Origin of the sequence: Janthinobacterium sp. PSPC3-1, assembly GCF_049896105.1 — a bacterium.
GTDB lineage: Bacteria > Pseudomonadota > Gammaproteobacteria > Burkholderiales > Burkholderiaceae_D > Janthinobacterium.
Window position 1 is genome coordinate 162,361 of sequence record NZ_JAFCTQ010000008.1, and the last position, 24,459, is coordinate 186,819.

Here is a 24,459-nt window from a genome sequence, read left to right on the forward strand (position 1 = left end):
ACCTTAAAAAGCGTGGCGCAGGCCGAGGTTGAAGGCCCGGTCGCCGGTGCCGACCTCGGTGGCATTGCCGACCATGTAGGCGGCGCCATGGCGGTTGCGGATCTGCGCATAGGCCAGATAGATCTTGCTGCGTTTCGACAAGGCATAGGTGGCCCCAACAGCCAGTTGCTGCGCATCGCGGTTGGCCGCATCGCGGTCGTCCTTGTGCACCACCGACGCCAGCAAGGTCGCCGCGCCCAGCGGCACGGAGACGCCGACGATGGCGTCGCGGCTGTCGGTCGATTGCCGCGGCGCCGTGGCCGCGCCATACGGATTGTCGGCAAAGAACATCGAACTGCCATCGCCCGTGTTGCTGCCGTAGCCGGCAAAGGCCGTGGCCGGACCGAAATTGTAGTTGCCGGCCAAAATCGTGTTGTTGACGTCGGCCTTGCCGGCGTCGCCGCCACGGCTCTGGCGCGCCAGGCGCAAGGTCAGCGGGCCGTTGACATAACCGAGGGCCAGGCCCAGCGAGCGCTGGTCGGCCGCAATGCCGCTGTGTTCGCCAGCGCCATACATCACGGTGGCCGTCACGCCGCGCAGCGTCGGCGAGGTATAGCGTACGGTATTGTCGATGCGGGTGGCCGAATAGCCGGCCACGTTGGTCGAGGCGCCGGCCATGCCGCCCTCGAACGGATCGGCGACGTCGGTCAGCGCCTGGCTCTGCAGATTGTACTGGCGGCCGATGGTCAGCATGCCCAGCGGGCTGCTGAGGCCGACGAAAGCCTGGCGGCCGAACAGCTGGCCGGCCTGGTCCGAGCGGCCGGTGTCCGTCAGCAAGCCGGCTTCCAGCGTGAACACGGCTTGCCAGCCATTGCCCAGCGCTTCGGCGCCGCGAAAACCGAGGCGCGAACCAGCCGAGACGCCACTCGATACTTTGCTGATCGAGCGTTCCTGTACCAGTGCGGCATCCATCAGGCCGTACATGTCGACGGAGGACTGGGCGTGAGCGGGGACAGTGGGCAAAATCATGGCCGAGGCGAGTCCCAGGCAGACAGTGGTGGTTTTCATGCAGGTTTCCTTGATAAACGCCGGGCCAGGAATCCCGCGCAGGCGGCAAGGCGCATGCGTGCCGCTGCCGTATCGACAGACGGCGGGCCGGACACTCCTGGCAAAGCTGTGGCGGACACGGCCTGCAATGCTGCCGGCCGCGGGAATTCCGCCGTGAATGGTGCACCGCTGGCGGTGCGCGTGGCTCAGGCGCCCGGCCCGCAGGGGACGCACTGAAAAGTTGCCGGCATCGCTGATGCGCTGGCATGGCCGTGAGTTGGATAAAACTGCGGCCGCTGGCGCCGTCCGCAAGTGATTGCAAGAGGCGACAAGGCCGACATTATAGCACTGGCGCAACTTTTACCCCCGCACGCCTGCCGGCTGGCGGCCCGCAAAGCCGCCAGAATGCTGAAAAACAGGGCTGGCCACGGCGCAGCCGTTGCCGTGTCATCTATAATGATTCCTTTTGCCAAACACACGCCAAATCATGGAATTAGCCAAGTCTTTCGAGCCCGCCGACATTGAACAATTCTGGCGCACCGAGTGGGAGCAGCGCGGTTACTTTACCGCCACCCTCGATGCCGGAAAACCTTCCTTCAGCATCCAGTTGCCGCCGCCGAACGTGACCGGCACCCTGCACATGGGCCATGCCTTCAACCAGACCATCATGGATGGCCTGACGCGCTACCACCGCATGCTGGGCCACAACACGGCCTGGATTCCCGGCACCGACCACGCCGGCATCGCCACCCAGATCGTGGTGCAGCGCCAGCTGGACGCGCAAAAGATTTCGCGCCATGACCTGGGCCGCGAGAAATTCGTGGAAAAAGTGTGGGAGTGGAAAGAAAAATCGGGTTCCATCATCACCGGCCAGATGCGCCGCCTGGGCGCTTCGGCCGACTGGCAGCGCGAATACTTCACGATGGACGAGCCGCGCTCGAAAGTCGTCACCGACGTCTTCGTGCGCCTGTTCGAACAAGGCCTGATCTACCGCGGCAAGCGCCTGGTCAACTGGGACCCGGTGCTGGGCACGGCCGTGTCGGACCTGGAAGTGGTGTCGGAAGAAGAAGACGGCTCGATGTGGTACATCAAGTACCCACTGCTTGATGGCAGCGGCTTCCTGACAGTGGCCACCACCCGTCCTGAAACCATGCTGGGCGACGTGGCGGTGGCGGTCGACCCGACCGACGAGCGCTACATGGCGCTGGTCGGCAAGATGCTCAAGCTCCCGCTGACCGACCGCGAAATTCCGATCATCGCCGACGAATATGTCGACAAGGAATTCGGCACCGGCTGCGTGAAGATCACCCCCGCGCACGACATGAACGATTACGCCGTCGGCCAGCGCCACAAGCTGGCGCAGATCGTCATCCTGACGCTGGACGCGAAAATCACCGACGATGCGCCGGAAGCCTATCGCGGCCTGGACCGCTTTGCCGCGCGCAAGCAGATCGTCGCCGACCTGGACACGCTGGGCCTGCTGGAACAGGTCAAGCCGCACAAGCTGATGGTGCCGCGCGGCGACCGCACGGGCGTCGTGATCGAACCGATGCTGACCGACCAGTGGTTTGTCGCCATGAGCAAACCGGCGCCGGAAGGCACTTTCTTCCCTGGCAAATCGATCGCCGAGACGGCGCTGGAAAAAGTCGCCAACGGCGAAATCAAGTTCGTGCCGGAAAACTGGAGCACCACCTACAACCAGTGGCTGAACAACATCCAGGACTGGTGCATCTCGCGCCAGCTGTGGTGGGGCCACCAGATCCCGGCCTGGTATGACGAGGCCGGCAATATCTTTGTCGCAAAAACCGAAGCCGAAGCACAGGCCAAGGCGCAGGCCGCCGGCAGCACGGGTCCGTTGAAACGCGACGACGACGTGCTCGACACGTGGTTCTCGTCCGCCCTGGTGCCGTTCTCGACCATGGGCTGGCCGGAAGAAACGCCGGACATGAAGGCCTTTTTGCCGTCGTCGGTGCTGGTCACCGGTTTCGACATCATCTTCTTCTGGGTGGCGCGCATGGTCATGATGACGGCGCACTTCACCGGCAAGGTGCCGTTTGAAACCGTCTACGTGCACGGCCTGGTGCGCGATTCGACCGGGCAAAAAATGTCCAAGTCGAAAGGCAACACCCTGGACCCGATCGACCTGATCGACGGCATCGACCTGGACGGCCTGATCGTCAAGCGCACCACCGGCCTGATGAACCCGCGCGACGCGGAAAAAATCACCAAGGCCACGCGCAAGGAATTCCCGGACGGCATTTCCGCCTACGGCACCGACGCCGTGCGCTTTACCATGGCCAGCTATGCATCGCTGGGCCGCAACATCAATTTCGACCTGGGCCGCTGCGAAGGCTACCGCAACTTCTGCAACAAGATGTGGAACGCCACCCGTTTCGTGATGATGAATACGGAAGGCAAGGATTGCACCGCACCGGCGGACCGTCCAAATGACGCCGACCTGTCGCAGGCCGACAAGTGGATCATTTCGCTGCTGCAAAAAGCCGAGCTGGACGTGGCCAAGGGTTTTGAAGACTTCCGCTTCGACAATATCGCCGCCACCATCTACAAGTTCGTCTGGGACGAGTATTGCGACTGGTACCTGGAAGTGGCCAAGGTCCAAGTACAGCAAGGCACGGAAGGCCAGCAGCGCGCCACCCGCCACACCCTGCTGCGCGTGCTGGAAGTGGTGCTGCGCCTGGCCCATCCGATCATTCCGTTCGTGACGGAAGCCTTGTGGCAGACCGTCGCGCCGCTGGCCGGCAAGACGCTGAAAGCCGAAGGCGATTCGATCATGATGCAGCCATATCCGATCGCCGACACCAGCAAGATCGACGAAGCGGCCGAAGCGTGGATGCAGCAATTGAAAGCGCTGACGGACGCGACGCGCAACCTGCGCGGCGAAATGCAGATCTCGCCATCGGTGCGCGTGCCGCTGATCGTCGAAGCGGGCAACGCCACCGACAAGGCCACGCTGGCCACCTACGCGCCGTATATCCAGTCGCTGGGCAAGCTGGCCGAAGTGCAGATCGTCGATGCGCTACCGGATTCGCCAGCTGCCGTCGCCATCGTTGGCACCACCAAGCTGATGCTGAAAGTGGAGATTGACGTGGCGGCCGAACGCGAGCGCCTGGGCAAGGAAATGACACGCATCGAAGGCGAGATCAACAAAGCCAACGGCAAGCTGTCGAACGAAAGTTTTGTGGCACGCGCGCCTGCTGAAGTCGTGGCACAGGAAAAAGCCCGCGTCGCGAATTTTTCCGCCACACTCGACAAGATGCGCGAGCAATTTGCCAAATTGCCGACCGCATAAGCAGTACAGTGGTTGCCTGGAAAAGCCGCTCATCCGAGCGGTTTTTTTTTGCCGGTACGATGGCGGCGTGACGCGCGATGATTAATTTGAATGGAAATAGTACGACCGGTCATTTATTTGCTACACTCGTCAGACAAAAACCAATCAGGAGACTTATCATGAAATTTGCTGCACTGGCCATCAGCGCCATGTTGTGTGTTGCCCCTGCCCTCGCCTTTGCCGACGATGCAACGCCGGTCGGCCTGTGGAAAAACATCGATGATGAAACAGGCAAGCCGAAAGCGCTGATACGCATTACGGAAAACAATGGTGTGTTGCAAGGCCAGATTGAAAAGCTGTTTCGCGAGCCCAGCGAAGACCCGGCTCCGAAATGCGAAAAATGCGACGGCGCGCGCAAGGATCAGCCGATCATCGGCATGGTCATCCTGACTGGCTTGAAAAAAGATGGCAATGAATTTACCGGTGGTGAAATCGTCGATCCTAAAAGTGGCACGGTCTATAAGAGCAAGTTGAGCGTCTCGGATGGCGGAAAAAAAATCAGCATGCGCGCCTACAAGGGCGTACCGATGCTGGGCCGCACGCAAACTTGGCTGCGCGAAGAATAAGGCATTCTATCCGACCGGCTTGCGATGATGTTTCTGCAAATGCCGGTCCAGGCTATTGGCAAAACTTTGCCGGTCACCCTGGTTGAACGCGGCCGGGCCGCCCGTGTCGACACCGCCACTGCGCAGCTCTTCCATAAAGGCGCGCATGCTCAGTTGCTGGGCGATATTGTCATTCGTATAGAACTCGCCGCGCGGATTGAGCGCGTAGCCGCCCTTCTTCAGCACATCCGACGCCAGCGGAATGTCGCCGGTCACCACCAGGTCGCCAGGATTGAGCAAGCGTACGATTTCCTGGTCGGCCACGTCGGCGCCGGACGGCACTTGCACCGTGCGGACAAAGCGCGACGGCGGCACCCGCAGGCCCTGGTTGGCGACCAGGGTGACGGGCAGTTCCAGCCGGTCGGCCACGCGGTACAGAATCTCCTTGATCACCACCGGGCAGGCGTCGGCGTCGACCCAGATCTGCATGCCTGCCTTGTCCGTCACAGCGCCCACGCTTCGCCGTTGGGGCTGATGCGCGGCGCGCTGACGCCGAAGTGCAGATAGGCGGCCGGCGTGGCAACCCGTCCGCGCGGCGTGCGCTGCAGGAATCCCTGCTGGATCAGGTACGGCTCCAGCACGTCTTCGATGGTATCGGCCGCTTCGCCGATGGCCGCCGCCAGATTGCCGATGCCGACCGGACCGCCGCCGAACTTGAACAGCACGGCTTCGAGCAACTTGCGGTCCATCACGTCGAAGCCGACCGAGTCGACATCGAGCATGGCCAGCGCGCGGTCGGCCACCACCTTGGTGATCTCGCCATTGCTTTTCACTTCGGCAAAGTCGCGTACGCGGCGCAACAGCCGGTTGGCGATGCGGGGCGTGCCGCGCGCGCGCTGGGCGATCTCGTGCGCGCCGTCCGGGTCGATCGGCGCTTTCAAGAGCGCCGCGCTGCGCGTGACGATCTTGGTCAGTTCGCTTGTGTTGTAGAACTCCAGGCGGGCGACGATGCCGAAGCGGTCGCGCAGCGGATTGGTCAGCATCCCGGCACGCGTGGTGGCGCCGACCAGGGTAAACGGCTGCAGGTCGAGTTTCACGGAGCGGGCGGCCGGGCCTTCGCCGATCATGATGTCGATCTGGTAGTCTTCCAGCGCCGGATACAGTATCTCTTCGACCACCGGCGACAGGCGGTGGATCTCGTCGATGAACAGCACGTCGTTCGCTTCAAGGTTCGTCAGTATCGCCGCCAGGTCGCCCGGACGCTCCAGCACCGGGCCGGAAGTCTGGCGCAGGTTGACGCCCATCTCGCGCGCGATAATGTGCGCCAGCGTGGTCTTGCCCAGGCCCGGCGGGCCGAACAGCAGAGTATGATCGAGCGCTTCCTTGCGCTGGCGCGCGGCAGTAATAAAGATTTCCAGCTGGTCGCGGATCTTTTCCTGGCCCACGTACTCGTCGAGCTGCTTGGGCCGCAAGGCCCGTTCGATCGCCTCTTCATTGTGCGAGATGGGCGCCGCATCGATGATGCGCTGTTCCGTGAAGATATCGGTCTGGATGCTCATGCCGTGTTCCCGTTAGCCTTTCGACAGCGCCTTGAGCGCCAGTTTGATGCCGTCCGACACGCCGCTGCTGGCCGGCACGTTTTTCACGGCCGCCATCGCTTCCTTGTCCGAATAGCCGAGCGCCATCAGCGCGTTGAGGATATCGGATTGCGCGTCCGGGGCCGCGTGCGCACCCAGCGGGCCGAGATCGGCGCCGATCTTGCCCTTCAGTTCCAGCAACAGGCGTTCGGCCGTCTTCTTGCCGATGCCCGGCACCCTGACCAGGCGGCCGGAGTCCTGCAAGGTAATCGCCTGCGCCAGGTCGGCGATCGTCATGCCGGACAGGATGGCCAGGGCCATGCGCGCGCCGACGCCGGTGATCTTGATCAGCTGGCGGAACACGGCGCGCTCGGCCGCATTGCCAAAGCCGAACAGCAGGTGCGCGTCTTCGCGGATCGCCTGGTGCGTGAACAGCACGACTTTTTCACCCACGTGCGGCAGATTGTAAAACGTGCTCATCGGCACATCGACTTCATAGCCGACGCCCTGGCAATCGACCAGCAATTGTGGCGGATTCTTTTCAAGCAAAATACCGGAGAGACGGCCTATCATCGCGTGTTCCTAATGTTAAATTCAAAGTATGCCCGAGTATGCCCTAGCCGACCAGGCGGCCGCGCTTCATGCGCAAGCCCTGCAGCTGCGGCGCCAGCGCGCCGATCATGGCCAGCGCATCGACGCTATTCGCGTGACAGATGGCCACGCCCAGCGCATCGGCCGCATCGCTGCCGGGAAGGCCGGGCAAGGACAGCAAGCGCGCCACCATCTCCTGCACCTGCTCCTTGGCCGCCTTGCCGTGACCGGTGACGGCCTGTTTCAGCTGCAGCGCCGTGTATTCGGCCACCTCGAGGTCGGCATTGACCAGCGCGCAAATGGCCGCGCCACGGGCCTGGCCCAGCAGCAAGGTCGATTGCGGATTGACGTTGACAAAGACTTTTTCGATGGCCGCGCAGTCGGGCCGGTAGGTGGCGACGATTTCCGACACGCCCTGCAGAATGATCTTCAGGCGCGGCGGCAACGCCCCTTCGGACGCCGTCTTGACTGTGCCCGAAGCAATATAGCGCAGCTTGCTGCCGTGTTTTTCGATGACCCCGAAGCCGGTGGTGCGCAAGCCAGGATCGATGCCAAGAATAATCATCGCCAGATTCTATAATGAATACGGCAGGCCCGGTGATACCGGAGCCTGCCGTTAAATGTTCAACCGCCACGGGCGGTAGGTCGGATTAGCGGAACGCGTAATCCGACATGCCGATCAATGACGGAAATGACGCGTGCCCGTGTACAGCATCACCACGCCGCGCTCATCGGCCGCATCGATCACTTCCTGGTCGCGCATCGAGCCACCCGGATGGATCACGCAGGTCGCGCCCGCGTCGACCACCACGTCCAGGCCGTCGCGGAACGGGAAGAAGGCGTCCGACGCCACCACCGAACCGGCCAGCGACAGGCCGGCGTTCTGCGCCTTGATCGAGGCGATGCGGGCCGAGTCGATACGGCTCATCTGGCCGGCGCCCACGCCCAGCGTCATGTTGTTGCCGCAGAAAACGATGGCGTTCGATTTGACGAATTTTGCCACTTTCCAGGCGAACATCAGGTCAGCCAGCTGCTGTGGCGTCGGTTTCAGCTTGGACACCACGCGCAGGTCGCCCATGGCGACGTTTTTCGCATCGGGCGACTGCACCAGCAGACCGCCACCGACGCGCTTGAAGTCCATCGCGTTGACACCATTGCCCAGCGGGATTTCCAGCATGCGCACGTTTTGCTTGCTCGACAGGATCTGTTTCGCTTCGGCGGAGAACGATGGCGCGATCAGCACTTCGACGAACAATTTGGCGATTTCGCCGGCGGTGGCGCCGTCCAGTTCGGTATTGAAGGCGATGATGCCGCCAAACGCCGAGGTCGGATCGGTCTGCAGCGCGCGCGCATACGCTTCGGCCGCGTTCGCGCCCAGCGCCACGCCGCATGGATTGGCGTGTTTCACGATGACACAGGCGGCGCTTTGCTCGAAGCCGCCCAGGCTCTTCACGCATTCCCAGGCCGCGTCGGCATCGGCGATATTGTTGTACGACAATTCCTTGCCTTGCAGCTGGCGATAGTTCGCCAGTGCGCCGTCGGTGACCACCAGGTCGCGGTAGAAGGCGGCGCTCTGGTGCGGGTTTTCGCCGTAGCGCATGTCCTGCACTTTTTCAAACGCCACGTTCAGGGTTTGCGGATAGGCGCCGCGCTCGGCGTGCACCTTGGTCGGGCCCAGGCTGGTCAGGTAATTGGTGATGGCGCCATCGTATTGCGCCGTATGCGCAAACACTTTTTTGGCCAGCATGAACTTGGTGTCGTAGCTCACTTCGCCTGCCTTGCCGTCGGCCGCTCGCATTTCGGCCAGCACCACCTCGTAGTCGCTCGGATCGCAGATGACGATCACGTCCTTGTGGTTCTTGGCCGCCGAACGCAGCATGGTCGGGCCGCCGATGTCGATGTTCTCGATCGCGTCTTCCAGGGTGCAGTCGGCCTTGGCCACGGTGCCCTGGAACGGGTACAGGTTGACCACCACCATGTCGATGGTCGGCATGTCGTGTTCCACCAGCTTGGACATGTGCTCGGGGAAATCACGGCGCGCCAGGATGCCGCCATGCACTTTCGGGTGCAAGGTCTTCACGCGGCCATCGAGCATCTCGGGAAAACCCGTGTAGTCGGCCACTTCCGTGACGGGCACACCGTTATCGGCCAGCAATTTGGCGGTGCCGCCGGTCGACAGCAGGTTGACGCCGAGGGCAGACAGGGCGCGCGCGAAATCGAGGACGCCGGTCTTGTCGGAAACGGAAAGGAGAGCTTGTTTGATCATGGCTGTGGCTAGGTGGTTAAGTGTTCTTGGCGAATGCGCAGCCCGGTGTCAGTACCGGACCGCGGCGGATTCAAAGCTTGGCGTCACTTGCGAGCCGGCATTACAACAAACCGTGCTCCTGCAACTTCTTGCGCAAGGTATTGCGGTTAATGCCCAGCATTTGCGCGGCATGCGACTGGTTGCCATCGGCGCGTGTCATCACGACTTCCAGGATGGGCTTTTCGACGGTCAGCACGACCATGTCATAGATATTCGACGCTTGCTGCTCGCCCAGGTCATTGAAATAATCTTCCAGACTTTTCTGAACGACTTCCTGTATGCTTTCTTTGCTCATTTTTTATGCTTCAACCGGCTAATTGATTTATCAAGGCGCTATGGGGTGTACGGATGACTGTCGCGCAAACGCGTAAATCAGACGCACACCGATACCACCCTTGTTCTTTATGTTGCTGCGGCCACTTCTATCAGGCCGCTGTCGCTATCTTCGGAGAGGCGGTATTGTAACCGTTCGCCAAACTTCCATTGCGACTCGAAAAATTGGTCGACGGCCAGCAATTGCGCGTCCGTCGATTCCAGCAAATTCATTTGCTGGCGAAACTCCTCGCCGCCTTCCAGGTCTTTCACGTACCAGCCGATATGCTTGCGCGCCGTGCGCACGCCGAGAAATTCCCCGTAAAACGCGTAATGGGCGCGCAAATGCTCGTCCATCAGGCTGCGCACTTCGTCCACATACGGCGCCGGCAATAAAGTACCGGTACGCAAAAAATGGTCGATCTCGCGGCAGATCCACGGCCGGCCCTGCGCCGCGCGGCCGATCATGACGGCGTCCGCCCCCGTCTGGTCCAGCACATAGCGGGCCTTTTGCGGGCTGGTGATGTCGCCATTGGCGACCACCGGGATGGCGACCGACGCTTTCACGGCGGCAATGGTTTCATACTCGGCCTCGCCCTTGTAGCCGTCGGCGCGCGTGCGGCCGTGCAGGGTCAGCATCTGGATGCCGGCCTGCTCGGCGATGCGGGCGATGCGCAAGGCGTTCCTGTTTTCGCGGTTCCAGCCCGTGCGAAATTTCAGGGTGACGGGCACGTCGACGGCATTCACCACCGCATGCAGGATCTTTTCGACCAGGCTTTCGTTCTGCAGCAGGGCCGAACCGCACCAGCTGTTGCAGACTTTTTTCACGGGGCAACCCATATTGATGTCGATGATCTGCGCGCCACGGTCCACATTGAATTTGGCGCAATCGGCCAGGTCCTGCGGATCGGCGCCCGCGATCTGCACGGCTTTCGGCTCCATTTCGCCCGCGTGATCGGTACGGCGCGAACTTTTCTCGGTCGCCCATAGTCGCGGATTCGAGGCCGCCATTTCCGAGACGGCATAGCCGGCGCCCAGCTGTTTGCACAACTGGCGAAATGGCCGGTCCGTCACGCCAGCCATGGGGGCGACGAAAACGTTGTTGCGCAGAATGTAAGGGCCGATTTGCACTGAAGAACCTGGAATGGACGGAGGAACCTGCTATTTTAACCGATTCCCTGCCTAATTAATAAGCACTATTTTTTAACGCCCAGTGCGCCAGTGCGCCGGTGGCGGCGAAAGTGGCCATTAGCCCAGCTCGTCCATGGCGGGCGCCGCCAGGTGTTCGATGTTTCCCCAGTGCACTAAATGCAACTTGCCGTCGGCATAGGAAAAACGATTCACGCTGGCATTCCTGACCTGGAAATCGCGCGGGCTGTCGAGCGTCATGCCGACCGCCTCGCGGTAAGCGCACTCGAGCACGCCGCCGTGGGCGACGATGGCGATGGTCTGGCCGTCATATTGCCGGGCCCAGCGCGCGATGGCCGCATTGGCGCGCGCATAAAACTGGCGGAAACTCTCGGCCTGGCGCTCGCCGGACGGCATCACGGCGTCGATCTGGCGCGCTTGCCATTGCGCATATTCGTGCGGGTACTGCGCCGCGATATCGGCATACAGCAAGCCTTCGAACGCGCCATAGCAACGCTCGCGCAGCAGCGGGTCGGCCTGCACCGGCAGCGCATGCAAATCGGCCACGGCCTGCGCCGTCTGGCGCGCGCGCTGCAAGTCGCTGGCCAGGACGGCGGCCAGCGGCTCGCCGGCCAGCGCCTGGCCCACGGCCGCGGCTTGCCGCAGGCCAACGTCGTTCAGGGGAATGTCGATATGCCCCTGCAGGCGGCGCTCGGCGTTCCACGGCGTTTCGCCATGGCGTATCAATAGTATCGTGGTGCTCATGCGTTATTTCTTCAAAGTAAGTGCCAGCGCGGGATTGAGCGAGTAGGCAACGACGAGCCGGGCCTCATCGAGGATATGGCCGTAAACGGCGTCCAGCGCCTGGCGCCCCGTAAAGCGCTCGGCCAGCGCCAGGCGCGGCACGTCGAGCGCGTACAGGCGGAACAGATAATGGTGCAGCCGCTCGTCGTTCCACGGCGGACACGGGCCATCATAGCCGTAATAGTCGCCCGCCATGTCGGGGTCGCCGGCAAACCAGCCGGTGTAGTCGTTGAGACCCTGGCGCAGATGGCCGGGCCCGCTGGCGGCAGGCTTGCCACGCGCCGTCACGGCGCTGGAGAACTGGCCGGCAGCAATGCTGCGCATGGCCAGCGGAATGTCGAGCAAGCTCCAGTGAAAAAAATCGCCGCGCGCACTGGCCAGCGGCAGCGTTTGACCGGCGCGGTTGGCCAGGCTGGCGTCCTGCGGTGCGTCGCCGTCGATGCAGAACAGGGCCAGCGACTCGGTGCCATTGGGCACCTCATCCCAGGCCAGATGGGGATTGTGGTTGGCCGCCAGGCGCACGCGGCTGACCGGGTCGATCTCGGCAAACGCGTACCCGGCCGGCAGCAGGCCGCCGTCACGAAAGGTGTCGCTCCACAATCTCATCGCTGCTCCTTATCTACTCGCTTACTGCGGTTTCGGATCGACTTGCAGCCAGAACGTGACCGGTCCGTCATTCGTCAGCGACACCTGCATGTCGGCGCCGAACTGCCCCGTCTGCACGCTGGCATGGCGGCTGCGCGCCTGCTCCACGAAATGGCTGAACAGGCGCAAACCGTCCTGCGGGCTGGCGGCCGGGGTGAACGACGGACGCGTGCCGGACTTGGTATCGGCCGCCAGGGTGAACTGCGGCACCAGCAGCAAGCCGCCGGCCACATCGGTCACGCTGCGGTTCATCTTGCCGGCCTCGTCGGCGAACACGCGGTAGCCCAGCAGCTTGGCCAGCAAGGCGTCCGCCTCCTTCTCGGTGTCGCCGCGCTCGGCACACACCAGCACCATCAGGCCGGCGTCGATGGCGCCGATGGTGGCGCCATCGACTTCCACCCTGGCGCGGGTCACCCGTTGCAGCAGCGCGATCATGCGCTCAGGGTGACGCGCGCAAATTTGCGCTTGCCCACTTGCAACACGAACACACCGGCCTCGACTTTCAAGGCCTTGTCGCTGATCACTGTGCCATCGATGCGCACGCCGCCCTGGTCGATCATGCGGGTTGCTTCCGATACCGATGGGCACAGACCCGTTTGCTTGAGCAACTGGGCGATCGCCAGCGGCGCGCCGGCCAGCGTCACTTCCGCAATATCGTCCGGGATGCCGCCCTTCGAACGGTTGACGAAATCGGCCAGCGCTTCCTCGGCCGCCTGCTGCGAGTGGAAGCGGGCGACGATCTCCTGCGCCAGGGCCACCTTGGCGTCGCGCGGATTGCGGCCGCCCTCGACTTCGCTCTTCAGTTGCGCCAGTTCGGCGATCGAACGCCACGACAGCAGCTCGTAGTAGCGCCACATCATGACGTCGGAAATGCTCATCAGCTTGGCGAACATGGTGTTGGCCGGTTCCGTGATGCCGATGTAATTGTTTTTCGACTTGGACATTTTTTCCACGCCGTCCAGACCTTCCAGCAACGGCATGGTCAGGATGCACTGCTGCTCCTGGCCATATTGCTTCTGCAGTTCGCGGCCCACCAGCAGGTTGAACTTCTGGTCGGTGCCGCCCAGTTCCAGATCCGATTTCAAGGCCACCGAATCGTAGCCCTGCATCAGCGGGTACAGGAATTCATGCACGGAAATCGGCACGCCGCCCTGGAAGCGTTTCGTGAAGTCGTCGCGTTCGATCATGCGCGCCACCGTGTAGTGGGAAGCGAGCTGGATGATGCCGCGCGCGCCCAGCGGATCGCACCATTCCGAGTTATAGCGGATTTCCGTTTTGCTGGCGTCGAGCACTAAAGATGCTTGCGCGAAATACGTCATCGCGTTAATCTCGATCTGTTCTTTCGTCAGCGGCGGGCGCGTGACATTGCGGCCCGACGGATCGCCGATCATGGAAGTGAAATCGCCGATCAGGAAAATCACCTGGTGGCCGAGGTTCTGCAGCTGGCGCATCTTGTTCAGCACCACGGTATGGCCCAGGTGCAAGTCCGGCGCGGTCGGGTCCAGGCCCAGCTTGATACGCAGCGGCACACCAGTTTGTTCGGAGCGGGCTAATTTTTGCGCAAATTCGCTTTCGATCAAGAGTTCGTCGACGCCACGCTTGGTAATTGCGAGCGCTTCTTGTACTCTGTCCGACAGCACGAGCGGCGTCTGAGCTGCGTTAGCCTTGGCAGGCGATGCGGTGGTGTTGATTTCCATAAATTTTTGCTGTAGATCTCAAAATGGTAGTAGGTTTGCAGAGTTTGGTATAATGCCCGATCCCATCAATCTTGCCGTATGAAAACGAACCAAAATAACAATAAAAAAGAGTAGCAGTTCACGAATCGTTCAAGGGCAAATTTTAACTGATTGCATGAACCCTATACATAAAATCACAGGCTCACGCTTGTACACCCAGCTCGCGACCACTCGCAAAGCACGCATCGTCGGCGCGTCCGCAGTGCTGCTGACCGTGGTCGCTTTTGGCGCTGTGGCGGTCTCTCCGATGGCGCCCGATGCGTCGGACCTGCCGGTCCGTTCGATCGCGGAAAACCTGGAAATGCCTGATCTGTCCTCGCAAATCACCGCGCTGGAACAGGTAGACCAGAACTTCACCCACGAAGAAAAGGTCCGTCCGGGCGATACGCTGTCCGCCATGCTGATACGCCTCGGCGTCGATGATGCGGTGGCCAGCAACTTCATCAAGACCGACAAGGTCGCGCGCCGCGTGATGATGCTGAAAACGGGCAAGCGCGTGCAAGCGCAAACGTCCGAAAACGGCGAACTGAACTGGCTGCGCGCCACTCTCGTTGATGACACCGGCACCTCGGCCAGAAATATCCTGATCACCCGCAAGGGCGACAAGTTCGTTGCCACGGAAGTGGCCGCGCAGCTGGAACGCCGTGTGGAAATGCATGCGCGCAAGATCACCTCGACCCTGTTTGCCGCCACCGATTCCAGCCTGGACGGCACCCGCCTGCCAGACGCGATCTCCAAGCAGATCGTTGAAATGTTCTCGACCAATATCGACTTCCGTTCCGACGTGAAACGCGGCGACTCGTTCAACGTGGTCTATGAAACCTTCTGGCAAGACGGCGAATTTGTCCGAGCGGGACGCATCCTGGCCGGTGAATTCACCAACCGCGGCAAGACGTTCCAGTCCGTGTGGTTCGAAGACCCGGCCAGCAAGCAAGGCGGCGGTTACTACAGCTTCGACGGCAAGTCCCTCAAAAAAGCCTTCCTCAAATCCCCACTCGAATTCTCCCGTATCTCGTCCGGTTTCTCGATGCGCGTGCACCCGATTTCCGGCAACTGGAAAGCCCATAAAGGCATCGATTTCGCGGCCGCCACCGGCACCCCGATCCGCGCTTCGGGCGACGGCGTGGTCGATACGGTCGGTTCGCAAAACGGCTACGGCAATGTGGTGGTCCTGAAGCACTGGGCCAACTACAGCACCGCCTATGCGCACATGAGCCGCTTCGCTTCGGGCCTGAAAAAAGGCCAGAAAGTCAGCCAGGGCGATGTCATCGGCTACGTCGGCACCACCGGCTGGTCGACCGGCGCCCACCTGCACTACGAATTCCGCGTGGGCGGCGTGGCGCAAGACCCAAGCAAGCTGAACGTGCAAGCACAGGCGCCGCTGACGGCCGCCGAACTGTCGCGCTTCCGCATGGTGTCGGCCGACATGATGCACCGCTTCACCCTGTTGCGTCCTGCCGATACGGCGCTCGCTTCGCGTTAAGCACCGCATGCCTTCGGGCAACAGGCAAAGGCACCGCCCATTCCGATGGCCGGTGCCTTTGTTTTATTCAGGCACTCACTCAAGACAGGAAAACAGCATGTTGTATATCGGTCTGATGTCCGGCACCAGCCTCGATGGCGTCGACGGCGCCCTGGTCGACTTCTCGCAGGATGGCGTGCGCAGCCTGGGTGACGCCTATGTGGCGTTTCCCGCCAGCCTGCGCGCCGACCTGATGGCCCTGCAAGCGCCCGGCCACAATGAAATCGAACGCGAGGCGCTGGCCGCCAACGCGCTGGTGCGCCACTACGCCGATTGCGTCGGCAGCCTGCTGGCCCAGGCCGGCATCGGCCCGGACGCCGTGGCCGCCATCGGCGCGCATGGCCAGACCATCCGCCACCGCCCCGAACTGGGTTTTACGCGCCAGCTGAACAATCCGGCCCTGCTGGCCGAGCTGTCCGGCATCGACGTCATCGCCGACCTGCGCAGCCGCGACGTGGCCGCCGGCGGCCAGGGCGCGCCCCTGGTGCCCGCGTTTCACCAGGCGCTGTTCAATGCGCCGGGCCAGACGCGGGTGGTGGCCAATATCGGCGGCATCAGCAATATCAGCGTGCTGCAGGCCGACGGCACGGTGACCGGCTACGATAGCGGACCGGGCAACGCCCTGATGGATGGCTGGATCTTGCACCACCAGGGCCAGCCCTATGACGCGGACGGCGCCTGGGCCGCCAGCGGCAAGGTCATCCCCGCCCTGCTGTCGGAGTTGTTGAATGAGCCGTATTTTGCCCTGCCGGCGCCGAAAAGCACGGGCCGCGACCTGTTTCATGCCGACTGGCTGGCCGGCAAGCTGGCTGCCTATCCGGATGCCTTGCCGGTCGATGTGCAGGCGACCCTGACGCAATTGACGGCCGCCAGCCTGGCGCAGGCGATCTTGCGCGACGGCGCACAGGCCGATACGGTCTATGTGTGTGGCGGTGGCGCGTATAACGCCAGCCTGATGGCGGCGCTGGCAAAAGAATTGCCGGGCATGGCGGTGACATCGACGCAGGCACTGGGCGTGGCGCCGAACCAGGTCGAGGCGCTGGCATTTGCCTGGCTGGCCTGGCGTTTTACACAGAGGAAACCGGGCAATCTGCCGGCGGTGACGGGAGCCAGGGGCTTACGGGTACTGGGTGCCTTGTATCCGCATTGAACGGCAGCACAAACACAAATAGCGGATCAATGATCCGCTATTTTTTCATTCCGGCGAAACTACTTTATACCGAGAACGAGGAACCGCAACCGCAGGTCGAGGTGGCTGTCGGATTCTTGATCACGAACTGCGCGCCTTCCAGGTCATCCTTGTAGTCGATTTCCGCGCCGACCAGATACTGGTAGCTCATGGAATCGATCAACAGCTGGACGCCGTTCTTGACCATGGTGGTGTCATCTTCATTGACGATTTCGTCGAAGGTGAAACCGTACTGGAAGCCGGAGCAACCGCCACCCTGCACGAACACGCGCAATTTCAGGTCGGGATTGCCTTCTTCCTCGATCAGCTGCGCGACTTTTTCAGCGGCGCTATCGGTAAAGATGATAGGCGATGGGATCACATCTTGCATTTCGGCGACAGCATTCATTTCATACTCCTCAGAAAACATGCGTTCATTATAGACTGTTGGCGCAAGTCGCGCTGTGGCCGCCCTTTTTTCAACGGCCACAGCGTTGTTATTGCTCACAGTCCGGGGGCGTGCCCCGCAAGGCTTACGGCAGCAGCGCGATATGCTGCAGGCCAGCCGTTTCCTTCAGGCCAAACATCAGATTCATGCATTGCACGGCCTGGCCCGATGCACCCTTGACCAGGTTGTCCTGCACCACCAGCACGATCACGGTATTGCCGCCTTCAGGACGGTGCAGCGCCAGGCGCAGCATGTTCGAGCCGCGCGTGGAACGGGTTTCCGGATGCGAGCCGAACGGCATCACGTCGACAAATGCCTCATCCTTGTATTGCTCTTCAAACAAGGCTTGCAGCTCTTCATTGCTGACATCCTTGTTCAGCTGCGCATACAGGGTCGAATGCATGCCGCGTATCATCGGCACCAGGTGCGGCGTAAACGTCAGCGCCACTTTGTCATCCGTAAAGCGCTGCAGCTGGGCGGTGGTTTCCGGCAGGTGGCGGTGACCGGCCACGCCATAGGCCTTGAAGCTGTCGCTGCTTTCCGAGAACAGGATGCCGATCTCGGCTTTGCGGCCGGCGCCCGACACGCCCGACTTGCAGTCGGCGATCAGGCTGCCGGCATTGACCAGGCCGGCTTTCAGCAGTGGATAAAAGCCCAGCTGCATGGTGGTCGGGTAGCAACCGGGATTGGCGATCAGCGTGGCCTGCTTGATGTCTTCGCGGTTCAGTTCCGGCAAGCCATACACGGCCTGGGCTATCAGCTCGGGCGCCGTATGCGGGATCTTGTACCACTGCTCGAACTTGGCCTGGTCCTTCAGGCGGAAGTCGGCGGCGAGGTCGATCACTTTCACGCCGGCGGCCAGCAGCGCTGGTGCTTGCGCCATCGCCACGCCGTGCGGGGTGGCGAAGAACACCACGTCGCATTGTTCGAGGTTGGCCTTGTCGGGCGAGGAAAACGCCAGTTTCACGTGGCCACGCAGGGAAGGATACATGTCGGCGACCGGCAAGCCATCTTCCTTGCGCGAGGTAATCGCCGTCAACTCGACGTCCGGATGGGTTGCCAGCAGGCGCAGCAATTCCACGCCAGTGTAGCCAGTGCCGCCGACGATGCCAACTTTGATCATGTTTTTTCCTTGAGTAAATAAAATAAGATAAATCAGGGGAGATACCGCAAGCCTGCGCGGTTTTGCGCGTATTTTACAGCGCAATGGCGCAGCACGCAGAAATGCAAAAAGCCGCCAGCTTGAAGGCCGGCGGCTTTTGAGACAGCGCCCGAAGACGCTGTAGCGTAGAAATTAACGCTTCGAGAATTGTTTTGCGCGACGTGCTTTGCGCAGACCAACTTTTTTACGCTCGACTTCACGTGCATCGCGGGTCACGAAGCCGGCTTTTGCCAGTTCCGGTTTCAACGCTGCATCGTAGTCGATCAGAGCGCGGGTGATGCCGTGACGAACTGCACCAGCCTGGCCCGATTCACCGCCGCCATGGACGTTGACTTTGATGTCGAAACGCTCGACATTGCCGGTCAGCTCCAGTGGTTGACGGATAACCATCAGACCGGTTTCGCGCGAGAAGTATTCGTTTGCTGGTTTGCCGTTAACAACGATCAAGCCTGTGCCAACTTTGATAAAAACGCGAGCCACTGCACTCTTGCGACGGCCGGTTCCATAATTGTAATTACCGATCATGTCAGTTCCTTAGAGAACAAGTGCTTTAGGTTGCTGAGCTGCGTGCGGATGGGAACCTTCCGCGTACACTTTCAGCTTCTTGATCATTGCGTAGCCGAGTGGGCCTTTAGGCAGCATGCCTTTGACCGCTTTCTCAAGCGCGCGACCTGGAAAACGCTGTTGCATTTTCTGGAAGTTGGTTTCGTAGATGCCGCCTGGATAGCCAGAGTGACGGTAGTAAATTTTCTCAGTAGCTTTGGTACCGGTCACACGCAGTTTGCCTGCGTTGATGACGACGATAAAGTCGCCGGTATCGACGTGAGGAGTAAATTCTGGTTTGTGTTTGCCGCGCAGTCGGAGTGCCACTTCGCTGGCAACACGTCCGAGGACTTTGTCCGTCGCGTCAACCACGAACCAATCGCGCTGGACTTCATGTCCTTTAGCGGAAAATGTTTTCATGTTGACTTCCTAATAGATTACACGCTCAAATGGTGGTTCCGCCTGGTAAATGCGCGGACTCTGCCTTATTTACTTTTCCTGAGCGAACGGAAAGCCGACAAGTATAAGCGGCTTTGCCCTGCCCGGTCAAGCGACAATCAACGCCGCAATCACGGCCGGTTGCGCCTCGGCCGGCCAAACATGGACAGTCATTCCTCTATTACAATACAAAACGCCTACAATTTTCGGAGAAGTACGATGGAATGCAAAGTTAGCTGGAATGGCCCGTCGGGCATGAGTTTTCGGGCAGAAACCGGCTCCGGCCACCTGGTGACGATGGATGGCGCGCCGGACGGCGGCGGCCACAACCTGGCGCCGCGGCCGATGGAAATGGTGTTATTGGGCACGGGCGGCTGCACCGCCTATGACGTGGTGCTGATCCTGAAACGGGGCCGCGAAGCCGTCAGTGGCTGCGAAGTGACGCTCAAGGCCGACCGCGCCGAGACCGATCCGAAGGTCTTTACCAAGATCCACTTCCACTTTACCGTACGCGGCAAGTCGCTGAAACCGACCGCGGTGGAACGCGCCGTGGCGCTGTCGCACGACAAGTATTGCTCGGCATCGATCATGCTGGCCAAGACGGCCGAAATTACCCACTCGTTCGAAATCATCGAAGAGTGATCTGCCAAGGCGTGTCGGGCGCCTGAAAAATGTTCAGGGCAAGGCGCATTGCCGAAGACAGTACGAATAGTACGGCGAGGCAGTGCAACGCAGCCATGGACTTTTTCTCAGGTGCCCATCAGACGTAATACGCGGTCTTGGTCATGACTTTGCCCATCACCCCCATCAGCGCCTTGACCGGCGCCGGGGTGACGGTGGCACCCAGGCGCTGGGCGGCTGCGCCGTGCTCGATCTCGTCGAGCTGCATCTGGCGCACGATGGCGCGCGACTTGGCGTCCTGCGGCGGCAACTCGCCCAGATGGCTTTCCAGGTGGGCTTCCACCTGCTTTTCCGTTTCCACCACAAACCCCAGGCTCTGGCCGTCGCCCATGCGCGCGGCCAGCGTGCCGAGCGCGAACGAGCCCGCATACCACAGCGGGTTCAGCAGGCTCAGGCGCGAACCGAGTTCACGCACGCGCTGCGCCGTCCAGGCCAGGTGGTCTTCCTCTTCGCGGCCCGCTTCGTCGAACTGTTCGCGTACCGCCGGGCTGTGCGCGTGGCGCGCCTGCGAATTGTACAAGGCTTGCGCGCACACTTCCCCCACGTGATTGACCCGCATCAAGCCTGCGCTGTGGCGCTGCTCGGCCGCGCTCAGGGTGGCGTCGGGCGATTGCGCGGCCGGCGTCGGGCGTGTAGCGGAAGCCACGCCGGCGATCACGCGCAAGGCCTTGTCGGCATCGACAATCAGGCGATCCAGGGGATTGAAGTAGCGGTGTGCGGTCATCGTCACGGAACTCATGTCTAGGGGAAAACATGATTATAGGACGATCACGGCCAGGCGTCCCGGTGCGGCCCACAGGCGGACCGGGCTTTATTGGCTTGCTTGACCTGTGCGCGCTTTTTCCTTTTCGATCCAGTCCACCACGGGACCGACGGCGTCCAGGCCCGACAGGCTTTTCGCCACGCCCAGGTTCAGGGAAATCAGGAAAAACATGCTGTCGATGGGAACATCGGGGCAATGGGTGGCGAAGGCGGCCAGGAAACGCGGCGACTCGAGCACGCGCAGCACTTTTTCACCGCTCATGAATTGCAATACGCTGGCAATACTGTGGCCACCACCGAGCGTGTGGTAAATGAAACGATTGTATTTGGCATCGATCTTCTTGAAATCGAGCTCTTCCTGCGTCATCAGGCCGGCCAGGTAATACAGTCCAAGGCTGACGCGAAAGAAGCCGATGGCTTCCGCGCTGGTCATGCCGGCGCGCGCCACGGCCAGCACTTTCTGCTGCATCGCCTCGTCTATGTTTCTCATTGCATTCCCCCTGCACCGTCACGCAGCGCCCATCGGCGCAGCTTGCATGAAGATGCGGCCTTTTTCAATAGCGATTCTCTATTTCCTTCTTGCAAGTTACTTTTTTTGCATGCTACCCTGAAGCCCCCACCCAGAATGGATGTGCCCATGATAGAGGTAAAGCACCTGGCCAAGCGTTTTCGCATGCCGCCACAGAAAGACAAAACCACGTCGGCTCCCGATCCGCGCGACCACGACGGCTGGTTTCACGCCGTGCGCGATGTCAGTTTCAGCTGCGCACCCGGTGAAGTGCTGGGTTTGCTGGGACCGAACGGCGCCGGCAAGACCACCACCTTGCGCCTGTTGTCGACCGCCCTGCAGGCGGACGCGGGCAGCGCCCTCGTCAATGGCATCGATGTCTTGCAGCAACCGCTGGTGGCGCGCCAGAGCATCGGCTTCCTGTCCGGTTCGACCGGCTTGTATGGCCGCCTGACGGCACGCGAAAACGTCGAATACTTCGGCCGCCTGCACGGCATGCCGGCCGACAAGCTCAAGCAGCGCTGCGATGAACTGTTCGCCCTGCTGCAGATGGAACATTACGGCAACAAGCGCGCCGACCAGCTGTCGACCGGCATGAAGCAGAAATGCGCGATCGCGCGCACGGTCGTGCATGCGCCGCAGGTGGTGATCCTCGACGAGCCGACCACCGGCCTGGACGTGATGTCGGCCAAGATCCTGCTGGACTTTATCGCCAGCTACAAGGCGCTGCGCGTGCCGCTGATCTTTTCCACCCACCATTTGCACGAGGTGGAAAAGCTGTGCGACCGCGTCTGCATCATCAACCATGGCACGACCGCCTTCAATGGCACGGTGGACGAGTTGCGCCACCTGGGCGGCAGTGCGGATCTGTACGACGCCTTTGTCGGCGTCATCAACCGGGGAGCTTGAACGCATGTGGACCATTTATTTGAAGGAATTGCTGGAACTCACGCGTGACCGCAAGACCCTGATCTTCACCATCCTGATTCCGATCTTCGCCATGCCGCTGATCTTTGGCGGCTTCGCTTATGTATCGAGCAATATGTTCAAGAACGCCAAGTCGGCCGAGCTGCGCTACGCCCTGTTCGGCCAGCAGCACGCACCGGCACTGAGCGCGCGTTTTGGCCAGCAAACCAATTTGCGCCTGGTGCCGTTGACCGATGAAAGCGAGATCCGCCAGGCCATCGCGGACGAACGCATCAAGTTCGCGGTGGTGATACCGCCGCAGTTTGATGCCGCCTTGCAGCAGCAGCGGCAAGCGAGCATCACCTTGCACTACAACAGCGCCAGCACGGTCGACGTGACGCAGCAGCGCGTGCGCGAGGTGATCGACGGCTACAACACCAGCTTGCGCCAGGAGTCGCTGTCGGCCCTGAACCTGAATGCCGAACAACTGGCGTTTGCCCTGGCACCGGTGCTGCTGGAGAAAAAATCCACCGCCGACCAGCGCGAACAGATGGGCGCGATCATCGGCGGCATGCTGCCTTACCTGCTGCTGATGGTGTGCCTGACGGCCGCCATGTATCCGGCCATCGACATGGGCGCCGGCGAAAAGGAACGGGGCACCTTGGAAACCTTGCTGCTGGCACCGGTGCCGCGCGGCGCCATCGTGCTGGCCAAGTTCCTGGTCTTGTTTACGGTCGGCATGACCTCGGCCGTGCTGATGGTGGGCAGCATGGCCGCCCTGCTGCTGGGCTTCGGCAACTCGCTGGAAGGCAACCTGGCCGTCATGGTGCGCAGCATTACCTTGCCCGACCTGGCGATGGTGACCCTGATGCTGGTGCCGACGGCTGCCATCTTCGCCTCGCTGCTGCTGTCGATCTCGATCTACGCCAAGAGCTACAAGGAAGCGGCCGGCATGATCACGCCGCTGATGCTGCTGACCATTTTGCCTATCGTGGTGGCCATGCTGCCGGGCGTGGAACTGAACTGGCTGTGGGCGATGGTGCCGTTGACCAATGTCTCGCTGGCCATGAAGGAGCTGGTCAAGGGCACCATGGATTACAGCATGTTCGGCGTGATCCTGGCCTCGACCACGGTGATTGCCGGCGCCCTGCTGCTGCTGTGCCGCTGGTGGTTCAAGCGCGAAGCGGTGCTGTTCCGCAACTGATCCTCACGGGCGGCGCGCGCCGGCACGGCCGCGCCGCCGTTCCACCCCGCCAATTGCACTCTGGGCACGCGAAAATACCGTATATCGCAAGCAACTGCCCAGCACGTCTTTTATTCAATACAATGCCATCATGGAAAAGCCCCGGACCGCCTGCCAGGCGCCGGGTGCCGCACGTCTAACAGCATGAGCAAGGAATTGTATGGAATTGCAGATTCGTCACTTGTCGAAGACCTACGCCAACGGTGTCGTGGCGCTGGACGATATTTCGCTGGCGATCCCACCCGGCATGTTCGGTTTGCTGGGCCCCAACGGCGCCGGCAAGTCGACCTTGATGCGCACCCTGGCCACCTTGCAGGAGTGCGATTCCGGCTCGGTCTTCTTCGGCGACTACGACGTGCTCGACGACAAGGACGAGATCCGCCGCATGCTCGGCTATCTGCCGCAGGACTTCGGCCTGTATCCGAAAGTGACGGCCTACGAACTGCTGGATCACTTCGCCAATTTAAAGGGCCTGTCGCAGCGCACGCGCCGGCGCGAAGTGGTCGACGGCCTGCTGCAGCAAACCAATCTGTTCGATGTGCGCCACCAGCGCCTGGGCACGTTTTCGGGCGGCATGCGCCAGCGCTTCGGCATCGCCCAGGCGCTGCTGGGCGACCCGAAGCTGATCATCGTCGACGAACCGACGGCCGGCCTCGATCCGCAGGAACGGGTGCGCTTCCACAACCTGTTGTCGGACATCGGCGAAGACAAGACCGTCATTTTATCGACCCATATCGTGTCCGACGTGGCCGACCTGTGCGCCAACATGGCCATCATCAACAAGGGCCATGTGCTGTTGTGCGGCAAGACGCAGGAATTGATCGATGATGTCAGCTGCAAGATCTGGGCGCGCTTTGTCGACAAGAAGGAGCTGGCCAGCTTCCAGCAGCGCCACGCCGTGATATCGACCCGGCTGCTGTCGGGCCGTACCCTGATCCATGTCTACAGCGATGACGATCCGGGCGACGGTTTCGAGGAAGCCATCGGCGACCTGGAAGACCTGTATTTCGCCACCATCGCCGGCCGCCACCGCGTCGACCCCAGCTGCGGCGAGGAGTAA

26 protein-coding genes are annotated in these 24,459 nt (G+C 61.5%); 8 read left to right on the plus strand and 18 right to left on the minus strand.

Annotated features, from left to right (window positions below):
* Positions 1-3 precede the first annotated feature (3 nt).
* Positions 4-1,047 carry a porin gene (locus ACP7B7_RS11440; RefSeq protein ID WP_308923843.1) on the minus strand — a complete coding sequence of 348 codons (1,044 nt, stop codon included), beginning with the start codon at positions 1,045-1,047 and terminating at the stop codon, positions 4-6.
* Positions 1,048-1,513: 466 nt separating this feature from the next.
* Between ACP7B7_RS11440 and ACP7B7_RS11445 the strand changes: the two genes are divergently transcribed.
* A complete protein-coding gene (locus tag ACP7B7_RS11445; protein ID WP_426076751.1) occupies positions 1,514-4,336 on the plus strand; it encodes a valine--tRNA ligase in 2,823 nt (940 codons plus the stop codon).
* A gap of 158 nt (positions 4,337-4,494) precedes the next feature.
* Complete coding sequence (locus ACP7B7_RS11450) at positions 4,495-4,941, plus strand: DUF2147 domain-containing protein (RefSeq protein WP_308925654.1); 447 nt, start codon at positions 4,495-4,497, stop codon at positions 4,939-4,941.
* Between the two features lie 6 nt (positions 4,942-4,947).
* Here ACP7B7_RS11450 and ACP7B7_RS11455 read toward each other — a convergent pair whose 3' ends face one another.
* The 11 genes from ACP7B7_RS11455 to tyrS all read right to left on the minus strand — a co-directional run bounded on the left by ACP7B7_RS11455 (position 4,948) and on the right by tyrS (position 13,979).
* On the minus strand, positions 4,948-5,409 hold the full coding sequence (locus ACP7B7_RS11455; RefSeq protein WP_308925653.1) for a YaiI/YqxD family protein: 462 nt from the start codon (positions 5,407-5,409) through the stop codon (positions 4,948-4,950).
* 14 nt (positions 5,410-5,423) lie between these two features.
* Positions 5,424-6,479, minus strand: a complete 1,056-nt coding sequence (gene ruvB / locus ACP7B7_RS11460; protein WP_426076752.1) for a Holliday junction branch migration DNA helicase RuvB — start codon at positions 6,477-6,479, stop codon at positions 5,424-5,426.
* 12 nt (positions 6,480-6,491) lie between these two features.
* Positions 6,492-7,070: a Holliday junction branch migration protein RuvA gene (ruvA, locus tag ACP7B7_RS11465; protein WP_308923840.1), complete on the minus strand. Its 579-nt coding sequence runs from the start codon at positions 7,068-7,070 to the stop codon at positions 6,492-6,494.
* 43 nt (positions 7,071-7,113) lie between these two features.
* On the minus strand, positions 7,114-7,653 hold the full coding sequence (gene ruvC / locus ACP7B7_RS11470; protein ID WP_308923839.1) for a crossover junction endodeoxyribonuclease RuvC: 540 nt from the start codon (positions 7,651-7,653) through the stop codon (positions 7,114-7,116).
* Between the two features lie 114 nt (positions 7,654-7,767).
* Positions 7,768-9,354 (minus strand): bifunctional phosphoribosylaminoimidazolecarboxamide formyltransferase/IMP cyclohydrolase, encoded by a 1,587-nt coding sequence (purH, locus tag ACP7B7_RS11475; protein WP_426076753.1) that lies wholly within the window; start codon positions 9,352-9,354, stop codon positions 7,768-7,770.
* Between the two features lie 100 nt (positions 9,355-9,454).
* Positions 9,455-9,688, minus strand: a complete 234-nt coding sequence (locus tag ACP7B7_RS11480) for a helix-turn-helix domain-containing protein (RefSeq protein WP_008445162.1) — start codon at positions 9,686-9,688, stop codon at positions 9,455-9,457.
* A gap of 107 nt (positions 9,689-9,795) precedes the next feature.
* Entirely contained in the window at positions 9,796-10,836 is a 1,041-nt protein-coding gene (dusB, locus tag ACP7B7_RS11485) for a tRNA dihydrouridine synthase DusB (RefSeq protein WP_426076754.1), read from the minus strand.
* 117 nt (positions 10,837-10,953) lie between these two features.
* Positions 10,954-11,598, minus strand: coding sequence for a histidine phosphatase family protein (locus tag ACP7B7_RS11490; RefSeq protein WP_308923836.1), 645 nt, complete (start codon positions 11,596-11,598; stop codon positions 10,954-10,956).
* A 3-nt stretch (positions 11,599-11,601) separates the two neighbouring features.
* On the minus strand, positions 11,602-12,243 hold the full coding sequence (locus ACP7B7_RS11495) for a YbhB/YbcL family Raf kinase inhibitor-like protein (RefSeq protein ID WP_308923835.1): 642 nt from the start codon (positions 12,241-12,243) through the stop codon (positions 11,602-11,604).
* A 21-nt stretch (positions 12,244-12,264) separates the two neighbouring features.
* Complete coding sequence (gene dtd / locus ACP7B7_RS11500) at positions 12,265-12,717, minus strand: D-aminoacyl-tRNA deacylase (RefSeq protein ID WP_308923834.1); 453 nt, start codon at positions 12,715-12,717, stop codon at positions 12,265-12,267.
* Positions 12,714-13,979, minus strand: coding sequence for a tyrosine--tRNA ligase (tyrS, locus tag ACP7B7_RS11505; RefSeq protein ID WP_308923833.1), 1,266 nt, complete (start codon positions 13,977-13,979; stop codon positions 12,714-12,716). Before tyrS ends, dtd begins: the two co-directional genes overlap by 4 nt.
* Before the next feature lie 154 nt (positions 13,980-14,133).
* Here tyrS and ACP7B7_RS11510 point away from each other — a divergent pair, with 154 nt between their 5' ends.
* Both ACP7B7_RS11510 and ACP7B7_RS11515 read left to right on the plus strand, forming a co-directional pair.
* Positions 14,134-15,501, plus strand: coding sequence for a M23 family metallopeptidase (locus tag ACP7B7_RS11510; RefSeq protein ID WP_308923832.1), 1,368 nt, complete (start codon positions 14,134-14,136; stop codon positions 15,499-15,501).
* 97 nt (positions 15,502-15,598) lie between these two features.
* Positions 15,599-16,690 (plus strand): anhydro-N-acetylmuramic acid kinase, encoded by a 1,092-nt coding sequence (locus ACP7B7_RS11515; protein WP_426076755.1) that lies wholly within the window; start codon positions 15,599-15,601, stop codon positions 16,688-16,690.
* A gap of 64 nt (positions 16,691-16,754) precedes the next feature.
* Here the strand turns inward: ACP7B7_RS11515 and erpA are convergent, their stop codons facing one another.
* The 4 genes from erpA to rplM form a co-directional block, all read right to left on the minus strand.
* Positions 16,755-17,117 carry an iron-sulfur cluster insertion protein ErpA gene (erpA, locus tag ACP7B7_RS11520; protein ID WP_029496047.1) on the minus strand — a complete coding sequence of 121 codons (363 nt, stop codon included), beginning with the start codon at positions 17,115-17,117 and terminating at the stop codon, positions 16,755-16,757.
* 124 nt (positions 17,118-17,241) lie between these two features.
* Complete coding sequence (argC, locus tag ACP7B7_RS11525) at positions 17,242-18,279, minus strand: N-acetyl-gamma-glutamyl-phosphate reductase (RefSeq protein WP_308923830.1); 1,038 nt, start codon at positions 18,277-18,279, stop codon at positions 17,242-17,244.
* Between the two features lie 171 nt (positions 18,280-18,450).
* Positions 18,451-18,843, minus strand: coding sequence for a 30S ribosomal protein S9 (gene rpsI / locus ACP7B7_RS11530; RefSeq protein WP_010393285.1), 393 nt, complete (start codon positions 18,841-18,843; stop codon positions 18,451-18,453).
* 9 nt (positions 18,844-18,852) lie between these two features.
* Complete coding sequence (gene rplM / locus ACP7B7_RS11535) at positions 18,853-19,281, minus strand: 50S ribosomal protein L13 (RefSeq protein ID WP_010393282.1); 429 nt, start codon at positions 19,279-19,281, stop codon at positions 18,853-18,855.
* A 237-nt stretch (positions 19,282-19,518) separates the two neighbouring features.
* On the opposite strand from rplM, the gene ACP7B7_RS11540 reads away from it, so the two are divergent.
* Entirely contained in the window at positions 19,519-19,941 is a 423-nt protein-coding gene (locus ACP7B7_RS11540) for an OsmC family protein (protein ID WP_131376562.1), read from the plus strand.
* 118 nt (positions 19,942-20,059) lie between these two features.
* On the opposite strand, the gene coq7 is transcribed toward ACP7B7_RS11540, so the two are convergent.
* Both coq7 and ACP7B7_RS11550 read right to left on the minus strand, forming a co-directional pair.
* Positions 20,060-20,704 carry a 2-polyprenyl-3-methyl-6-methoxy-1,4-benzoquinone monooxygenase gene (coq7, locus tag ACP7B7_RS11545; RefSeq protein ID WP_426076764.1) on the minus strand — a complete coding sequence of 215 codons (645 nt, stop codon included), beginning with the start codon at positions 20,702-20,704 and terminating at the stop codon, positions 20,060-20,062.
* Positions 20,705-20,791: 87 nt separating this feature from the next.
* Complete coding sequence (locus ACP7B7_RS11550; RefSeq protein ID WP_308923829.1) at positions 20,792-21,232, minus strand: hypothetical protein; 441 nt, start codon at positions 21,230-21,232, stop codon at positions 20,792-20,794.
* A 147-nt stretch (positions 21,233-21,379) separates the two neighbouring features.
* On the opposite strand from ACP7B7_RS11550, the gene ACP7B7_RS11555 reads away from it, so the two are divergent.
* The 3 genes from ACP7B7_RS11555 to ACP7B7_RS11565 all read left to right on the plus strand — a co-directional run bounded on the left by ACP7B7_RS11555 (position 21,380) and on the right by ACP7B7_RS11565 (position 24,459).
* On the plus strand, positions 21,380-22,159 hold the full coding sequence (locus ACP7B7_RS11555; RefSeq protein ID WP_308923828.1) for an ATP-binding cassette domain-containing protein: 780 nt from the start codon (positions 21,380-21,382) through the stop codon (positions 22,157-22,159).
* Between the two features lie 4 nt (positions 22,160-22,163).
* The gene (locus ACP7B7_RS11560; RefSeq protein WP_308923827.1) at positions 22,164-23,360 is read left to right on the plus strand and encodes an ABC transporter permease; all 1,197 of its coding nucleotides are present in this window, start codon (positions 22,164-22,166) and stop codon (positions 23,358-23,360) included.
* Between the two features lie 199 nt (positions 23,361-23,559).
* On the plus strand, positions 23,560-24,459 hold the full coding sequence (locus ACP7B7_RS11565) for an ABC transporter ATP-binding protein (RefSeq protein WP_308923826.1): 900 nt from the start codon (positions 23,560-23,562) through the stop codon (positions 24,457-24,459).

Excerpts from the sequence above, each read along its gene's own strand:
- ACP7B7_RS11440 (WP_308923843.1), bottom strand. The coding sequence starts at position 1,047 with ATGAAAACCACCACTGTCTGCCTGGGACTCGCCTCGGCCATGATTTTG.
- ACP7B7_RS11445 (WP_426076751.1), top strand. The coding sequence starts at position 1,514 with ATGGAATTAGCCAAGTCTTTCGAGCCCGCCGACATTGAACAATTCTGG.
- ACP7B7_RS11450 (WP_308925654.1), top strand. The coding sequence starts at position 4,495 with ATGAAATTTGCTGCACTGGCCATCAGCGCCATGTTGTGTGTTGCCCCT.
- ACP7B7_RS11455 (WP_308925653.1), bottom strand. The coding sequence starts at position 5,409 with ATGCAGATCTGGGTCGACGCCGACGCCTGCCCGGTGGTGATCAAGGAG.
- ruvB (WP_426076752.1), bottom strand. The coding sequence starts at position 6,479 with ATGAGCATCCAGACCGATATCTTCACGGAACAGCGCATCATCGATGCG.
- ruvA (WP_308923840.1), bottom strand. The coding sequence starts at position 7,070 with ATGATAGGCCGTCTCTCCGGTATTTTGCTTGAAAAGAATCCGCCACAA.
- ruvC (WP_308923839.1), bottom strand. The coding sequence starts at position 7,653 with ATGATTATTCTTGGCATCGATCCTGGCTTGCGCACCACCGGCTTCGGG.
- purH (WP_426076753.1), bottom strand. The coding sequence starts at position 9,354 with ATGATCAAACAAGCTCTCCTTTCCGTTTCCGACAAGACCGGCGTCCTC.
- ACP7B7_RS11480 (WP_008445162.1), bottom strand. The coding sequence starts at position 9,688 with ATGAGCAAAGAAAGCATACAGGAAGTCGTTCAGAAAAGTCTGGAAGAT.
- ACP7B7_RS11490 (WP_308923836.1), bottom strand. The coding sequence starts at position 11,598 with ATGAGCACCACGATACTATTGATACGCCATGGCGAAACGCCGTGGAAC.
- ACP7B7_RS11495 (WP_308923835.1), bottom strand. The coding sequence starts at position 12,243 with ATGAGATTGTGGAGCGACACCTTTCGTGACGGCGGCCTGCTGCCGGCC.
- dtd (WP_308923834.1), bottom strand. The coding sequence starts at position 12,717 with ATGATCGCGCTGCTGCAACGGGTGACCCGCGCCAGGGTGGAAGTCGAT.
- tyrS (WP_308923833.1), bottom strand. The coding sequence starts at position 13,979 with ATGGAAATCAACACCACCGCATCGCCTGCCAAGGCTAACGCAGCTCAG.
- ACP7B7_RS11510 (WP_308923832.1), top strand. The coding sequence starts at position 14,134 with ATGAACCCTATACATAAAATCACAGGCTCACGCTTGTACACCCAGCTC.
- ACP7B7_RS11515 (WP_426076755.1), top strand. The coding sequence starts at position 15,599 with ATGTTGTATATCGGTCTGATGTCCGGCACCAGCCTCGATGGCGTCGAC.
- erpA (WP_029496047.1), bottom strand. The coding sequence starts at position 17,117 with ATGAATGCTGTCGCCGAAATGCAAGATGTGATCCCATCGCCTATCATC.
- argC (WP_308923830.1), bottom strand. The coding sequence starts at position 18,279 with ATGATCAAAGTTGGCATCGTCGGCGGCACTGGCTACACTGGCGTGGAA.
- rpsI (WP_010393285.1), bottom strand. The coding sequence starts at position 18,843 with ATGATCGGTAATTACAATTATGGAACCGGCCGTCGCAAGAGTGCAGTG.
- rplM (WP_010393282.1), bottom strand. The coding sequence starts at position 19,281 with ATGAAAACATTTTCCGCTAAAGGACATGAAGTCCAGCGCGATTGGTTC.
- ACP7B7_RS11540 (WP_131376562.1), top strand. The coding sequence starts at position 19,519 with ATGGAATGCAAAGTTAGCTGGAATGGCCCGTCGGGCATGAGTTTTCGG.
- coq7 (WP_426076764.1), bottom strand. The coding sequence starts at position 20,704 with ATGACCGCACACCGCTACTTCAATCCCCTGGATCGCCTGATTGTCGAT.
- ACP7B7_RS11550 (WP_308923829.1), bottom strand. The coding sequence starts at position 21,232 with ATGAGAAACATAGACGAGGCGATGCAGCAGAAAGTGCTGGCCGTGGCG.
- ACP7B7_RS11555 (WP_308923828.1), top strand. The coding sequence starts at position 21,380 with ATGATAGAGGTAAAGCACCTGGCCAAGCGTTTTCGCATGCCGCCACAG.
- ACP7B7_RS11560 (WP_308923827.1), top strand. The coding sequence starts at position 22,164 with ATGTGGACCATTTATTTGAAGGAATTGCTGGAACTCACGCGTGACCGC.
- ACP7B7_RS11565 (WP_308923826.1), top strand. The coding sequence starts at position 23,560 with ATGGAATTGCAGATTCGTCACTTGTCGAAGACCTACGCCAACGGTGTC.